Origin of the sequence: Pseudomonas sp. 1912-s, assembly GCF_029269205.1 — a bacterium.
Lineage (GTDB): Bacteria > Pseudomonadota > Gammaproteobacteria > Pseudomonadales > Pseudomonadaceae > Aquipseudomonas.
This window is the reverse complement of record NZ_JARIXR010000001.1, coordinates 261,728-277,156: the sequence shown is the minus strand read 5'-3', so window position 1 is coordinate 277,156 and position 15,429 is coordinate 261,728. Positions and strand designations below refer to the sequence as shown.

General features: G+C 59.7%; 14 protein-coding genes. 9 read left to right on the top strand and 5 right to left on the bottom strand.

Going from position 1 to position 15,429, the window contains the following annotated elements:
- Positions 1–86: 86 nt before the first annotated feature.
- Positions 87–1,295: an ammonium transporter gene (locus P3C29_RS01230; RefSeq protein WP_275963735.1), complete on the bottom strand. Its 1,209-nt coding sequence runs from the start codon at positions 1,293–1,295 to the stop codon at positions 87–89.
- Positions 1,296–1,643: 348 nt separating this feature from the next.
- On the opposite strand from P3C29_RS01230, the gene P3C29_RS01225 reads away from it, so the two are divergent.
- From P3C29_RS01225 to P3C29_RS01190, 8 genes are all read left to right on the top strand, one after another.
- Complete coding sequence (locus tag P3C29_RS01225; RefSeq protein ID WP_010176132.1) at positions 1,644–1,958, top strand: YqjD family protein; 315 nt, start codon at positions 1,644–1,646, stop codon at positions 1,956–1,958.
- 3 nt (positions 1,959–1,961) lie between these two features.
- Positions 1,962–2,348 carry a phage holin family protein gene (locus P3C29_RS01220; protein WP_003209078.1) on the top strand — a complete coding sequence of 129 codons (387 nt, stop codon included), beginning with the start codon at positions 1,962–1,964 and terminating at the stop codon, positions 2,346–2,348.
- Positions 2,345–2,686 carry a hypothetical protein gene (locus P3C29_RS01215; protein WP_010176133.1) on the top strand — a complete coding sequence of 114 codons (342 nt, stop codon included), beginning with the start codon at positions 2,345–2,347 and terminating at the stop codon, positions 2,684–2,686. Before P3C29_RS01220 ends, P3C29_RS01215 begins: the two co-directional genes overlap by 4 nt.
- Before the next feature lie 94 nt (positions 2,687–2,780).
- The gene (locus tag P3C29_RS01210; protein WP_201122484.1) at positions 2,781–3,944 is read left to right on the top strand and encodes an EAL domain-containing protein; all 1,164 of its coding nucleotides are present in this window, start codon (positions 2,781–2,783) and stop codon (positions 3,942–3,944) included.
- Between the two features lie 72 nt (positions 3,945–4,016).
- Positions 4,017–5,348 (top strand): deoxyguanosinetriphosphate triphosphohydrolase, encoded by a 1,332-nt coding sequence (locus P3C29_RS01205; RefSeq protein WP_201122481.1) that lies wholly within the window; start codon positions 4,017–4,019, stop codon positions 5,346–5,348.
- A gap of 225 nt (positions 5,349–5,573) precedes the next feature.
- Entirely contained in the window at positions 5,574–5,981 is a 408-nt protein-coding gene (locus P3C29_RS01200) for a response regulator (RefSeq protein WP_201122479.1), read from the top strand.
- 249 nt (positions 5,982–6,230) lie between these two features.
- Positions 6,231–6,857, top strand: a complete 627-nt coding sequence (locus P3C29_RS01195) for a response regulator transcription factor (RefSeq protein WP_010176136.1) — start codon at positions 6,231–6,233, stop codon at positions 6,855–6,857.
- A gap of 8 nt (positions 6,858–6,865) precedes the next feature.
- Positions 6,866–10,498, top strand: coding sequence for a transporter substrate-binding domain-containing protein (locus P3C29_RS01190; protein ID WP_275963734.1), 3,633 nt, complete (start codon positions 6,866–6,868; stop codon positions 10,496–10,498).
- 37 nt (positions 10,499–10,535) lie between these two features.
- Here the strand turns inward: P3C29_RS01190 and P3C29_RS01185 are convergent, their stop codons facing one another.
- Positions 10,536–11,018 carry a GAF domain-containing protein gene (locus P3C29_RS01185; protein ID WP_275963733.1) on the bottom strand — a complete coding sequence of 161 codons (483 nt, stop codon included), beginning with the start codon at positions 11,016–11,018 and terminating at the stop codon, positions 10,536–10,538.
- Positions 11,015–11,905 (bottom strand): ATP-binding protein, encoded by an 891-nt coding sequence (locus tag P3C29_RS01180; RefSeq protein WP_010176140.1) that lies wholly within the window; start codon positions 11,903–11,905, stop codon positions 11,015–11,017. Before P3C29_RS01180 ends, P3C29_RS01185 begins: the two co-directional genes overlap by 4 nt.
- Positions 11,906–12,072: 167 nt before the next feature.
- Here P3C29_RS01180 and P3C29_RS01175 point away from each other — a divergent pair, with 167 nt between their 5' ends.
- Positions 12,073–14,382, top strand: a complete 2,310-nt coding sequence (locus tag P3C29_RS01175) for a response regulator (RefSeq protein WP_275963732.1) — start codon at positions 12,073–12,075, stop codon at positions 14,380–14,382.
- Here P3C29_RS01175 and P3C29_RS01170 read toward each other — a convergent pair.
- On the bottom strand, positions 14,366–14,818 hold the full coding sequence (locus P3C29_RS01170; RefSeq protein ID WP_201122471.1) for a MarR family transcriptional regulator: 453 nt from the start codon (positions 14,816–14,818) through the stop codon (positions 14,366–14,368). The two genes, P3C29_RS01175 and P3C29_RS01170, sit on opposite strands and share 17 nt — an antisense overlap.
- Complete coding sequence (locus P3C29_RS01165; protein ID WP_010176144.1) at positions 14,815–15,300, bottom strand: glutathione peroxidase; 486 nt, start codon at positions 15,298–15,300, stop codon at positions 14,815–14,817. Before P3C29_RS01165 ends, P3C29_RS01170 begins: the two co-directional genes overlap by 4 nt.
- Between the last annotated feature and the right edge of the window lie 129 nt (positions 15,301–15,429).

The following is a 15,429-nucleotide window of genomic DNA, read 5'->3' as shown; positions in this document are numbered from 1 at the left end:
AAGTTCCGTTTGAAAGGGTGTCGCCTGGTTGTTGTTTGCCCATATTAGCAGCGGCAAGGCGCAACCCCCTAAACGCAAACCGCCCCTCAGTCCTGACTGACAGCGCCAATCTTGTGGATCGACAAATCGGCGCCGTAATATTCCTCTTCCTGACTCAGGCGCAGGCCGTAAACGCGCTTGATCACGCCGTACACCAGGAAACCGCCGACGAGTGCCACCACCACGCCCAGCGCGGTGCCGATCAACTGGCTGAACAGACTCACGCCGCCCAGACCACCGAGGGCGGTCTGGCCGAAGATCCCGCAGGCGATCCCGCCCCACACGCCGCACAGGCCGTGCAGCGGCCACACGCCCAGCACATCATCGATCTTCCAGCGATCCTGGGCCGCGATGAAGCACCAGACAAACAAGCCCCCCGCCACCACGCCAGTCACCAGCGCGCCTACCGGGTGCATCAGGTCGGAACCGGCACAGATCGCCACCAAGCCGGCCAACGGGCCGTTATGCAAGAAGCCTGGGTCGTTGCGCCCGATCACCAACGCCGCGACCGTGCCGCCGACCATCGCCATCAACGAATTGACCGCCACCAGCCCGCTGACGCCAGAGAGGGTTTGCGCGCTCATGACGTTAAAGCCAAACCAGCCGACGATCAGAATCCACGAGCCCAACGCGAGGAACGGGATGCTCGACGGCGCAAACGCCACCAGGCGACCTTCCCGATAACGCCCTTGCCGTGGCCCCAGCAGCAACACCGCCGCCAGCGCCAGCCAGCCGCCCATGGCGTGCACCACGACGCTGCCGGCAAAGTCATGGAAGCTGGCGCCGAAGGTGGCCAGCAACCAGGCTTGCAGGCCGTAGTTGCCGTTCCACACCATGCCTTCGAAAAACGGGTAGATGAAGGCCACGATCAACGCGGTGGCACACAGTTGCGGAACAAAACGTGCACGCTCGGCAATACCCCCGGAAATGATCGCCGGGATCGCCGCAGCGAAGGTCAGCAGGAAGAAGAATTTCACCAGGCCATAGCCGTGGTCGGCGCTGATCACCGCCGCCGGTTGCATGAACGTCACGCCATAGGAGATCCAATAGCCTATAAAGAAATAGGCCAATGTGGAGATGGCGAAGTCACTGAGGATTTTCGACAGGGCATTGACCTGGTTCTTCTGGCGCACGGTGCCGACTTCCAGGAACGCAAAGCCGGCGTGCATGGCCAGGACCATGACCGCACCAATCAGAATAAACAGCGTGTTGGAACTGTGGACGAGGGTGTCCACCGCGCTTTGCAAATTTTCCATGGAGAATGGCAGGCCTGCACATGCAGGAAAAAGCACCAAAGCAGTTCATGACCTTCATGACGCGCACTAAATTGGCACCGGCGGCCCGACCCTCTATTGAGGCCGTGAACCGCTTTAGCGCAGCGTTCAGTGAGAAAGGCAGAATCCGACAGGGTTTTTCCGCGAGTTTTAGTTATTTAGGGTAAGGTTTTTCAGGGTTTGAGCCCCGACCGCCCGGATTCAGCGCAAGGCCCCCGGCCCGCGCACCAAGGCAAAGCAAAAGCTGTACCAGACAATTGCAGTGAACCTTCACCGACGCCGGTGACTCGAAACCAAAAGTAAACAGACCAGCCACTCACGGAGATAACCATGGCCAGAAATACGGCAAAGACTGCTCAAGAAATATTGATGGCGGATTTTCAAACCCTGGTCAGCGATACCGAGAAGCTGCTGGACGACACCGCGATCCTCGCGGGCGACCAGGCGGATGAGCTGCGCAGCAAGATTCACGAAAGCCTGCTCAAGGCCCGGGAAACCCTGCAACTGACCGAAGACTCCCTGCGCGAACGCGGCCAGGCGGCTGTCACGGCCACGGAAGACTATGTCCAGGCCAACCCTTGGCAGTCCGTCGGCATCGCGGCCGGTGTGGGCTTTTTGATCGGCCTGCTGGCTACAAGGCGCTAATTTATGTCTATCGGCGAATCCGGCTCGTCCACGGGCCCAAGTTCTACTTCACGGCGCCTGGGCGCGGCTGTCCTGGGTTTGCTGCACAGCCACGTCGAGCTGTTTGGCATCGAGCTGCAGGAGCAGAAAGCCCGCACCGTCAGCCTGCTGCTGTTTGCCGGCCTGGCGCTGGTGTTTGCCTTGCTGTTGCTGGTGGGCCTGTCGGCGCTGGTAATGATTCTGGTGTGGGACACCTACCGCCTGACCGGGATCATCAGCCTGTGTGTGTTCTACATATTGGCCGCAGCCTTCTGCGGGTTACGCTTGAAGGCGGCGGTGTTCGATGAGTCCACGCCGTTCCACGCCACCCTCGAAGAGCTGGCCAACGACCGGGAGCGCCTGCTGCCATGAGCCTGACTGAATTGCCGCAAAACACTTCCCGGCGGGAGATGCGCAAAGCGTTGATCCGCCTGCGCATGGAAATGCACCGCCAGGAAATTCGTCACGAGTCCCAGCAACTGATGCTGCCGCTGCAAAAGGTCCGCAACATGGGCCAGAGCTGGCAGGACGGCTTTGGCATCAAGCACGCGCCGCTGTGGGGCGTGGGCGTGGTGACACTGCTGGGCTTTCTCACCGGCAAAGGCGCCAAGGGCGGCGGAATCGGCACCATGACCCGCCTGGTGCGGCTGGGTGCCGGTCTGATCCCGCTGATCAAACTGGCCATGCAAGGTGCTTCGCGCAAAAGTTGAGCCGCGCTGGCTGCATTCTTGCAAACAGATAAGGCCCGGCCCTCTCCATCGAGGGCCGGGCCTTTTTTCATTTCCGGTCTTTTAAGGAGGCCCCGTGATCGACGGGCAACCGCTCGCCTGCTTCCAGCCATTCATCGACACCGCCACCGGCCGCATCGCCGGCGTAGAAGCCCTGGGCCGCCTGCGCCAGGCGAACGGCCAACTGCGCTCGGTGGGTCCGCTGTTTGCCGACCCGCGCACGCCTTCCGTGGCCTTGCGCCGACTGGACCGGCAGATTCGTGACAACGCCCTGAGCCGCCTGCATGAAGCGCCGGAAGACTGGTTCCTCAGCCTGAATATTTCGCCACGCTGGATCACCCGCCTGCGCCCGGGGCAGGCCCTGCCGAGCCTCAAACAACTGCAGGTACACAACGTCGACCCGCGCCGCATCGTGTTCGAGATCACGGAACTGGGCGGCGATATCCTGCGCCTGGCCGAAGTGGTGGAGCGTTACCGCGAGGCCGGGGCGCGGATTGCCATTGATGACTTCGGCGCCGGCTATTCCCAACTGGACCGGGTGCTGGCCTTGCAGCCAGACATCCTCAAGCTCGACATGCGCCTGTTCCAGGCCGCTGCCCGGGGCGGCCCAAGTAGTGAGGTGGTACGCGCACTGGCGCAAATGGCGGAAAAAACCGGCTGCTGGATCATTGCCGAAGGCGTGGAAACCGAGGCACAGCTGAATTTCGCCCTGGAATGTGGTTCACGTTATGTCCAGGGTTACCTGTTTGCCCAGGCCCAGCTGGACTGGTTCGCCACCGACGCGTTCGTGCCGCGTTTCGCCCAACTGCGCACCGGGTATGTCCAACAGAAGCTGGCCGAGCGCGGCCGGATCATGCACCTGCGCCACCAACTGGCAGAACTGATGCAGATCCTGCAAACCTGGGCGCAGGCACAGGCGCCCCTGAGCCAGCTGCCGCAATTGCCGGCGTTTCCCTGGCTGCTGCGTTTTTACCAGTGTGATCGGCATGGCACGCAACTGACGCCCAATTTCGAATGGCACCAGGGCGCCTGGCAAGCCGACAGCCGCTACCTGGGCCACAACTGGTCATGGCGCCCGTACTTCTATCATCTGCTCGCCGAGGGCTGGGAGGAGCGGCGCTTGAGCCTGTCATCGACCTATCGCGATGCCACCACCAACCAGTACTGCCTGACGGCCGGACAATTCTTTGATAATGGTCAGCGCCTGCTGTTAATCGATATCGACGCCGTCGGCCTGTAGTTTTTCGCTTGCGCAGGCCTGGCTGAACCGGGAAGCTGGGCGACGTCATTCACCGCACGGAGAGTACCCGCCTTGGATTGGCCCACCCTGCTTACCCGCGAACGTCTTGGAAAACCCCTGCACAGCCCGGAAGAACTGGGCCGCAGCCCCTTTCACAAAGACCACGACCGCATCATCTTTTCCGGCGCGTTTCGCCGCCTGGGCCGCAAGACCCAAGTGCACCCGGTGACCAGCAACGATCACATCCACACCCGGCTGACCCACTCCCTGGAAGTCAGTTGCGTGGGCCGGTCCCTGGGCATGCGTGTGGGTGAGACGATCCGCAGCGCCCTGCCCGACTGGTGCGACCCGAGTGACCTGGGCATGGTGGTGCAATCGGCCTGCCTGGCCCACGACATCGGCAATCCACCCTTCGGCCACTCTGGTGAAGACGCGATCCGGCATTGGTTCCAGCAGGCTTCAGGGCGTGGCTGGCTGGATGACATGAGCAGCGCCGAGCGCAATGACTTCCTCAATTTCGAAGGCAATGCCCAGGGTTTCCGGGTACTCACCCAACTGGAATACCACCAGTTCGATGGCGGCACCCGGCTCACCTACGCCACCCTGGGCACGTACCTGAAATACCCCTGGACTGCCCGGCACGCCGACTCCCTGGGCTACAAGAAGCACAAGTTCGGCTGCTACCAGAGCGAGTTGCCGATTCTCGAACAGATCGCCCAGAAACTCGGCTTGCCGCAATTGGAAGAGCAACGCTGGGCCCGCCACCCGCTGGTGTACCTGATGGAGGCCGCCGACGATATCTGCTACGCGCTGATCGACCTCGAAGACGGCCTGGAAATGGAGCTGCTGGAATACGCCGAGGTCGAGTCATTGCTGCTGGACCTGGTGGGCGACGACTTGCCGCAAACCTATCGGCAACTCGGCCCGCAGGACTCCCGGCGGCGCAAGCTGGCGATTCTGCGAGGCAAGGCCATCGAGCACCTGACCAATGCCGCAGCCCGGGCATTCGTCGAACAACAGGACGCCTTGCTGGCCGGTACCCTGCCGGGAGACCTGGTGGAACACATGCACGGCCCGGCCAAGCGCTGCGTGCTGGATGCCAAGGACATGGCCCGCAAGAAAATCTTCCAGGACAAGCGCAAGACCCTGCATGAAATCGGCGCCTACACCACCCTGGAAATCCTCTTGAATGCCTTCTGCGGTGCGGCCCTGGAACAACATGGCGGGCGTACTCCGTCGTTCAAGAACCGGCGCATCCTCGACCTGCTGGGCAACAGTGCCCCCGACCCGTCGTGGTCATTACACGCCTCGTTCCTGCGCATGATCGACTTCATCGCCGGCATGACCGACAGCTACGCCAGTGAGATGGCCCGCGAAATGACCGGACGCTCCAGCCCGCAATGAAGCACAGCCCTGGCTTATGGCCAGGGTTACCTTTCAAAGAATCGCCCTACGCACGGAACAGAGCGGCCTGATCGAAGTTCTTCCCCGCCGCAATGAATAATCGCGCGCCCTGATCGCAGTCTTTCGAACTGTTCCTACGCCCGATAGCTGAAAGGCCCATTAACTTCTTACTACACGCCCTGGCGGAGCGTCTTCAGGGCACTTGCCCCTTTCATGGAAAAAGCCATGCTCGAACAACTTCGTATCCTGTTGGTGGAGGATCACCCTTTTCAATTGCTGGCGACCCAATGTTTGTTACGAAACTATGGTTACCACGACCTTGCCCTCGCTGAAAATGCCGAACAGGCCATTCGACAGATGACACAAACCGAACTGCCATTCGATATTCTGCTGTGTGATCAATGCTTGCCAGACCTGCCCGGGCTGGAGTTGATTGAAATCGCCCACCGCAGAGGCTTTATAAGGTCCGCGATCTTGCTCAGCGGCCTCCCCGTGAATGAACTGGAAAACCTGAAGTCCCAGGCGTTCCAGCGTAACTTTCCGTTACTTGGCTACTTGCCGAAGCCGCTGAACCCTATTGGATTGAGCGAACTCATACGCCAGTTGCTCCTTCCCCGCTCAACAAAAAAGTAGGAAGTTAAACGCCCGGCCGACAGGGAAATCCCGCTTTATAAAACCGCCTACCCACTGCCACTTACTTTTAAACTTCAGCCACGCAAAACTCTTACGCCCAAACAACAAACACCCCGCGAAGCGTAATCCTTTGCTTTTTTTAATGTAGGAACATTCTTGTTTTACGTTTGTTCCACATCAAGTTCATCCTCCTTCATTGCCATGTGAGCTAATGTGCCGACTTTATTTGCGCTTGTATGGGATTTGATTATGAACTCAGTTTTTATTATCGACGACCACCCTGTTATCCGGCTTGCCATTCGAATGTTGTTAGAGCACGAGGGCTATAAAGTAGTTGGAGAAGCCGATAACGGATGTGATGCGATACAAATGGTCAAGGAGTGCCAGCCGGACCTCATCATCCTTGATATCGGGATTCCGAAACTCGACGGCCTGGAAGTACTGTGCCGGTTCAACGCAATGAGTACCTCGACCAAGACGCTGATCCTGACGGCCCAGACCCCCAAGCTCTTTGCCACTCGGTGCATGCGCTCCGGCGCCGATGGTTATGTCTGCAAGGAAGGCGACCTGAGTGAACTGCTCAGTGCCATCAGGGCAGTCTTGTCAGGTTACAACTACTTCCCGAGCCAGGCCCTTAATGGCAACAACAATGAAACAGATTGCAACGAAGAGCTTGAACTTTTCAAAGTGGTCAATGATCGCGAACTCATGGTATTACAACTTTTTGCCCAGGGCCGGACAAACAAGGAAATAGCCAAAGGCATGTTCCTTAGTAACAAAACCGTCAGCACGTACAAAAAAAGGCTCATGCAAAAACTAAAAGCCAAATCCTTGGTAGAACTTATCGAGATGGCAAAACGTAACGCGCTAGTGTGAGAAATCGGATGCCCAGGCGTATAAAGGACTATCTAATCATTTTGAGTATCGGGGTATGCCTCAGCACTTCCGTGCCTGCCGAACAACCGGTTCCCGAGCAATATGCACTGCTGGGGCGTGCGGGTGCCGTTCAACTCGACACCCCCTTGAACAAGACACAACGCCAGTGGCTGCAAAACAAGCGGGAATTGATACTGGGCACCTCCGGGCCCGACTACCCGCCCTTCGACATCACCTCCAGCGGGCGTGACTATGAAGGGCTGACTGCCGATTACGCCGGCCTGGTGGCCAAAACGCTGGCAATACCGCTGACGGTGTTGCGCTACTCCACCCGGGAAGCGGCGATCCAGGCGCTGGAAAACGGCGAGATCGACTTTCTCGGATCCTCCAACGGCTTTGAAGCGGCAAACCCGGACATCGTCCTGTCATTGCCCTACGCGGTGGACCAGCCGGTACTGGTCACCCGCGAAGGCGAAAACCGCAACCTGAGCGACGGCCTGGCAGGCCTGCGCCTGAGTCTTGTCTACCACTACCTGCCCATGGACGAAGTGCAGGCGCTGTATCCAAAAGCAACCATCCACGCCTACCCGTCCTATCAAAATGCCTTGAATGCAGTGGCATTCGACCAGGCTGACGTCTTCCTGGGCGACACCATTTCCACTCACTACATGATCAACAAGGGGTACCTGAGAAACATCCGCATGGCCAACTTCGGCAAGCACGAGGCACATGGCTTCAGCTTCGCCTTGCGCAAGGACCAGCCTATTCTCCTGAGCATCATCGATTCGGTGCTCGATGGCGTATCGACCTATGAACGCGACAGCATTGCCAAACGCTGGAGCGCAGGCAGCGACATCCTGCTGACCGACCGCAAGCTGCAACTGACCCTGCGCGAAGAGCGCTGGCTCAAGGAAAACCCGGTGGTGAAGGTCGTCGTCAACGAAACCTTCGCCCCCCTTACATTCTTTGATACCGATGGCAACTTCCGGGGCGTCACCGCCGATCTGCTTGAGCTGATCCGGCTGCGAACCGGCCTGCGCTTCGAGATTCAACACGTGCGCGACGTCTCCAGCATGATCAATCTGGTCCACTCCGGCGCCGCCGACATCATCGGCGCCATCACGCCGAGTACCGGGCGCGAGTCCCTGCTGACCTTCAGCCGACCCTATCTGGAAAACTCATACGTTCTGCTGACACGCAAAGAGACGGGGGCGCCCTCCAGCCTTCAACAGATGGCTGGCAAGCGCCTGGCGATCACCCTGGGCAATCCGCTGGAAAAGTTCCTGCGCCAGGAATTTGCCCAGATCACCCTGGTGGAAGCCGGTGATACCTTCAAGGCATCCGAGTTATTGGTGCAGGGACAGGTAGAGGGTGCCGTGACCCCGTTGGTGATCGCCAACTACTTCCTCTCGTCACCGGTGTTCCAGGATAAATTGCAGATCAGTTCCAGCATCGGCACGTTGCCAGCCACGTTTGCCCTGGCAACGTCCCGTCACGCCATCGAGCTGAGTTCGATCCTCGACAAGGCGCTGCTCAGTATTGCGCCGGATGAGCTGACGGCCATCAATAGCCGCTGGCGCGGCTACAACGCGGCATCCGATGGTTACTGGCGCAACTATCATCGCCTGATCGCCCAGATCATCATCGGCACCGGATTGCTGTTGTTGATTTCCCTGACGTGGAACGGCTATCTGCAGCGCCAGATCAAGCATCGGAAGCTGGCCGAGCGCGCCCTGAATGACCAGTTCGAATTCATGCGGGCACTGGTCAATGAAACGCCGCATCCGATCTACGTACGTGACCACAACGGTTTCCTGCAGACCTGCAACGACAGCTACCTGCAAACGTTCGACGTCAAGCGTGCAGACGTCATCGGCAAGAGCATCACCCAGATGGGCATGGCCCTTGAGACGGAAGCGGCTCAATACCATGCCGACTATCAACAGGTCGTGGCCGAAGGCAAACCGCTGATCCTTGATCGCACCCTGCATGTTCACGGAAAAAAACTCACGATCTATCACTGGATCCTTCCGTACCGCGACTCCATGGGCGAGGTGCAGGGCATCATCGGCGGCTGGATCGATATCAGTGAACGGCGCCAACTGTTCGATGAACTTCGCGCTGCCAAGGAACGCGCCGACGAGGCCAACCGCGCCAAGAGCACGTTCCTGGCGACCATGAGCCACGAAATCCGCACCCCCATGAATGCGGTGATTGGCATGCTGGAGTTGACACTCAAGCGTGCCGACCAGGGGCATCTGGATCGCCCCGCCATCGAGGTGGCCTACAACTCGGCCAAGGACCTGCTGGAGCTGATCGGCGACATTCTGGACATCGCACGCATCGAATCCGGTCGGCTGAGCCTGGCCCCGGAAAGGGTCAACCTGCGGGAGGTGATCGAGTCGGTGGTCCGCGTGTTCGATGGCCTGGCGCGCCAGAAAACCCTGAGCCTGGTGCTGGAGGTCTCCCCCGATGTCGACGGCACCGAGGTACTGATCGACCCCTTGCGGTTCAAGCAGGTGCTGTCGAACCTGGTGAGCAACGCGATCAAGTTCACTGAGCGCGGGCAGGTAAAGATCAAGGTGCACCTGAAGGAGACCGGGAAACCCCAACAGATCGAGATGAAACTGGTGGTGGAGGACACCGGCATCGGGATCAACCGCGAAGACCAACTACGCCTGTTCGAACCTTTTGCCCAAGCCGACAACTCCGGGCACCTGGCCAGGAGCGGCGCCGGCCTGGGCCTGGTGATCTGTCGCAGCCTGTGCGCGATGATGGGCGGCCAATTGAGCCTGAGCAGCGTGCCCATGGTGGGCACCCAGGTACACGTCAGCCTGACGATGACCAGCCTGCAGCCGGTCAAGGCCGTCGACAAACTGGAGCCTGCCGCGACCACGCCGGCACCGGTTCTCAATGTACTGGTGGTGGACGACCACCCGGCCAACCGCTTGCTCATGTGCCAGCAACTGGGCTTCCTCGGCCATCAGTTCACCGCCGCGCATCATGGGGCTGCCGGGTTCCAGGCGTGGCGCCAGGAACATTTCGACCTGGTCATTGCCGACTGCAATATGCCGATCATGAATGGCTACGAGTTGAGTCGGTCCATTCGCGAGTATGAGCAGCGCGAGCAAAAAGCACCGTGTGTGATACTCGGTTTCACTGCCAATGCCCAACCAGAGGAGAAACAACGCTGCTTCGACGCAGGCATGAATGATTGCCTGTTCAAACCCATCAGCCTCACTGCGCTGGAGCAGCATCTGGCGCAAGTCGAACCGCTCCCCACTCGCAACGTATTTACCCTTCAAAGCCTGGACGCGATGACAGGCGGTGACTCAGAGTTGAGCCGCCGGTTGCTTGAAGAATTGCTCAACAGCAGCCGGCATGATCGGGTCGACCTGATGGCCCTGCTGGCCCGGCAAGCCTCTGCCAACGACCTGATCGACCAGGCCCACAAAATCAAGGGTGCCGCCCGGATCATCCAGGCCAATACCCTGTCCGGGCAATGCGAAGCGTTGGAACTGGCCTGTGGCGAACGCGACAATCCACACGTGATCGAAGCAGGCATCAAGGCAATAGAGAAATCCATGCTTGAGCTGGAGAGGATGTTACAGATGCAACTGGACGTGCTGGACCGTCTGTAGGAACGAGCGTGCTCGCTCCTACAGGAGGGTCAGCCCATCAGCAATCGGTCAACCGCAGGAAAATCGCCGCCAACTGCTCGATGCCGGCCTGATCCTGCGGGGTAAACCGCGACAGCGATGGACTGTCCAGATCCAGTACGCCAATCAGGCGCCCTTCCTTGACCAGCGGAACCACCAGTTCGCTGTTCGAGGCGCTGTCACAAGCAATATGCCCAGGGAACGCGTGCACGTCTTCCACCCGCTGGGTTTTCCGCGACGCCGCAGCCGCGCCGCACACACCGCGGCCAAACGGAATGCGCACACAGGCAATCTGCCCCTGGAACGGCCCAAGCACCAACTCTTCATTGCGGTTGAGGTAGAAGCCCGCCCAGTTCAAATCGTCCAGCTGATTGAACAGGAACGCGGAAAACTGTGCCGCATTGGCAATGAAATCCCGCTCATCCGCCAGCAAGGATTCCAACTGCGCGTGGAGCATGGCGTAACCATCAAGCCCAGTGCCGGCCTGCTGCAAATCGATCATGGTTGACGCTCCAGTAATTTGAGGCCCACCCAATAGCGGGCGAACTGATAGGCACAACGCCCGTTGCGATTGCCACGCCCGGTTGCCCAGCGCACCGCGAGGATGTCCAGCGCTTCATCACGCTGCCACTGCAAACCGGCCTTGCTCGCCAACTCACCGATCCAGTGCTCGACCACATCCAGGAAGTGCTCCTGGTTGAACGGGTAAAACGACAGCCACAGGCCGAAACGGTCAGACAGGGCGATCTTGTCCTCAACCGCTTCGTTGGGATGCAGTTCACCGTCTATGTTCTTCCAGTTTTCATTATCACTCTGGTTTTCGGGCACCAGGTGACGACGGTTGGAGGTGGCGTACAACAGGACGTTTTCCGGTGCCTGTTCCAGGGAGCCGTCGAGTACGCTCTTGAGCACGCGGTAATCGCTCTCGCCGGCCTCGAAGGACAGGTCGTCGCAGAACAGCACAAAGCGTTGCGGCAATTTGATCAGTTGCTCAACCACCCGCGGCAAATCCGCCAGATGATCGCGTTCGATCTCGATCAAGCGCAATCCGGCCTTGGCATGCTGGGCCAGCAAGGCCCGCACCATGGACGATTTACCGGTGCCGCGCGAGCCCCAGAGCAATGCATGGTTGGCCGGCAAACCCTCGAGAAACTGCTGGGTGTTGCGGGCCAATTGTTCGCGCTGTTTGTCCACACCGATCAAGTCGGACAGGCGCATGTCCAGGCTGACCTCCAGCGGCAACAAAAAGCCGCTGCGGCCTTCGCGCTGCCAACGGGCAGCCAGGCAATGGTTCCAGTCAACGGCTTCGCGCGGGGCAGGCAAAAGGGGTTCCAGGCGAGCAAGCACCGCATCGGCACGCTCAAGAAAGGCATTCAATCGAGAATCCACGACTATTCCTCTGGCAAGTTCTTGTAAAAGATGGCGTATTGGCAACCCTGAGGCAGACCGTGCAGGGCTGCACCGAATAAAATCGATTCATGCCGGGCAAGTTTGAGCCTGTGGATGTTCAGCTATGCTTGCCGGGCGAAAGGAAACGTAAAGTGGTACAGCACCCGATGGATATCAAGTTCGCCCACCGCTTGTCTTATAAACAAGCCAGACTGACAGTGCTGGTCGGATTCGTCTTGGGAACCTTGCTCAGCCTGATACAGATTGGGATTGATTATGCCAGCGAAGACGCTTCCATCAACCGTGAAATACGTGCGCTGATTGAAATCAGCCATAACCCGGCTTCGCGCATCGCCTATAACATCGACGCCGAACTCGCTCAGGAACTGACCCTGGGCCTGCTGCACTCCCCTGCCATCACCCGTGCACAACTGATCGACAACAACGGGTTGGTTCTGGCCGATGTGCATCGCCCGCGCAAGGAAAGCACCTACCGCCCCATCAGCGACTTCCTGTTTGGCGCCAACCGCCAATTCGAAGACCGGCTGTACCTCACCCACATGCCCAATGACGCCCTCGGCGTGCTGCGGCTCGACGTCGACACCTACGCGTTCGGCAGCCGCTTCCTGCGCCGTGCCGAGATCACCCTGCTCAACGGGTTTGCCCGCAGCCTGATCCTCACCGGGATTTTGTTGGGGCTGTTCTACGTCATGCTGACCAAGCCGCTGGTGCGCATTATTCGCGAGCTGAGCTCCCGCAAGCATGAGCGCCTGGACTGCCCGCCGGGGCACGAACACGATGAAATCGGGGTGTTGGTCAACGTCGCCAACCAGCAGTTTGAAAACATGGAGACCGAAATCCAGCAACGTCGGCATGCCGAGAACCGCCTGACGGAATACCTCGGGCAACTGGAAGACATCGTTTCCGCGCGCACTACCGAACTCAAGGCCATCAACCACCGATTGACGTTGTCGAACGACGAGCTGGAAGCCGCGAAGATGACAGCCCTTGGCATGGCTCAGGCACGGGCGGCGTTCCTCGCCAACATGAGCCATGAAATCCGTACGCCACTCAACGGCCTGCTGGGGATGATCGCTCTCTCCCTCGACAGCCCGCTGAATGCCGAGCAACGCCAGCAGCTGTCGATCGCCCATGACTCGGGCAAAGTGCTGGTGGAATTGCTCAACGATATCCTCGACCTGTCCAAGTTCGACGCCGGCCAGCTGGAGCTGGAAAGCATCCCCTTCGACCTCGGCTCACTGGTGGAAGACACGGCCAATCTGCTCTCGCAAAACGCCGCGCCCAGTGTGGAATTGACGTGCCTGATCGACCCGCAGTTTCCCGCCCAGGTGCTGGGCGACCCGACGCGGGTACGGCAGATTGTCAGCAACCTGCTGTCCAACGCCCTGAAATTCACACGTTTTGGCCGAGTGGACGTGCGCCTCAGCGCCCAGGCCGGCCGGGTCAGGATCGAGGTCTGCGACACCGGTATCGGGATCGCCCAGGACGCCCAGGTCAAGATCTTCCAGCCGTTTACCCAAGCCGGTGCGGGCATCACGCGTCAATTCGGCGGCACCGGCCTGGGCCTGGCGCTGACCCACAATTTGTGCGAGGCCATGAAGGGCCGCCTGAGCATCAGTTCCGAGGCAGGCTTTGGCAGCCAGTTCTGCGCCGACCTGCCATTGCCGACGCATTTACCGGCTGCGCGCCTGGCACCTTTGGCAGGGGAAGTGATCGCGATCACCAGCACCAGCAGCGGCCTGGCTGAACTGCTCGACAGCCTGCTGCCGAGTTGGGGGCTGGCGCCGCGCTTCTATTCCATCGACGATGACTTGAGCGGGCAGAATCCCGACCTGCTGATCACCGACTGCCCCGAATGCCTGTTTCGCCTGCGCCCGGCGATCACCGCGCCGATCCTGTTGGTGACCGCCTACGGCAACTTCATGCCGAGTGAAGAAGTCGCAGCCCTGGCGCCTTTGCAGCAACAGGCCCGACCTCTCAGCCGCACGGCGCTGTACCAGATACTGCAACGCAACTTGCGCATCGATCCGGACCTGGTCCTTGACCTGATCCAGCTGGAAACCGGCCCCCTCGCTCACCGGGCGCGCATCCTGCTGGTGGAAGACAACCCGGTGAATCAACTGGTGGCCAAGGGCATGCTCGGCAAGCTCGGCTGCGAGGTGATCGTCGCCGCCCACGGTGGCGAAGCCCTCAAGCTGCTGGAAGAACACAGCTTCGACATGGTGCTGATGGACTGCAACATGCCGGTGATGGATGGCTATGAAGCCAGCCGGCAGATTCGCCGCAGCGGGCGCTGGCCGGACCTGCCGATTGTCGCCCTGACCGCCAACGCCATGTCCGAGGAACGCGAGCGCTGCCGGGCGGCAGGCATGAATGATTACCTGGCCAAGCCGTTTCGCCGGGAAGAACTCAAGGCCTTGCTCGACCTGTGGGTGCCGACTACGACAAGTCTCTGATCTGGCGCAGTAACTCATCCAGGCCGTCTCGCAGGGCATCAGCCTGGTTCAGATCAACTCCGCTGTCGCACAACAGCTGTGCCTTCAGCGGTTGCACCTGATCACGCAGGTGCCGGCCTTCATCCGTCAGGCTCAGGTGCACTTCGCGCTCATCCAGCGTACTGCGCTGACGCCGCACCAGGGCAAGCTGCTCCAGGCGCTTGAGCAGCGGCGTCAGCGTGCCGGAGTCCAGCAACAAGCGCTCGCCCAACGCCTTGACCGTCGGTTGTGGCAGGGCTGCCGCCTGCCATTCCCACAGCACCAGCATCACCAGGTATTGCGGGTAGGTCAGGCCCAACCGGTCGAGCATCGGCTTGTAGGCCCGGGTGACTGCGCGGGAGGCGGCGTACAGCTTGAAGCACAGTTGGTCATCGAGGGCCAGGGACAGGTCGGTCATTTGAGCAGGGCTTCAATCTCTTGGGTCAGGTCCTGGGGCTTGGTGGTAGGCGCAAAGCGCTTGACCACTTGGCCGTCGCGTCCGATCAGGAACTTGGTGAAGTTCCACTTGATGCCCTTGGAGCCCAGCAAACCCGGGGCCTGCTTTTTAAGCTGGACGAACAACGGGTGCGCTTCGCTGCCGTTGACGTCGATCTTCTTGAACAGCGGGAAGCTGACACCAAAGTTCAGCTCGCAAAATTCCGAAATGGCGCCTTCGTTGCCCGGCTCCTGCTTGCCGAACTGGTTGCAGGGGAAACCCAACACCACCAGGCCCTGGTCCTTGTAGTGCTGCCAGAGTTCTTCAAGGCCCTTGTATTGCGGGGTGAAGCCGCATTTGCTGGCGGTGTTGACCACCAGAATCGCCTTGCCGGCGAAGTCGGCCAAGGTCTTTTGCTCACCCTTGATGGTGGTGCAAGGAATGCTCAGCAGGTTGTCGCTCATGGCAGTGCCTCGAAAGAAACAGGAAGAGTAAAAAGATAGTAGACAATTCAATTGTGTGCAATTGAATTGTCCGGACTTATACCTGGATATAACGGCCGCTGCGGACGCAAAGGTCCGCAGTCGGCGCAG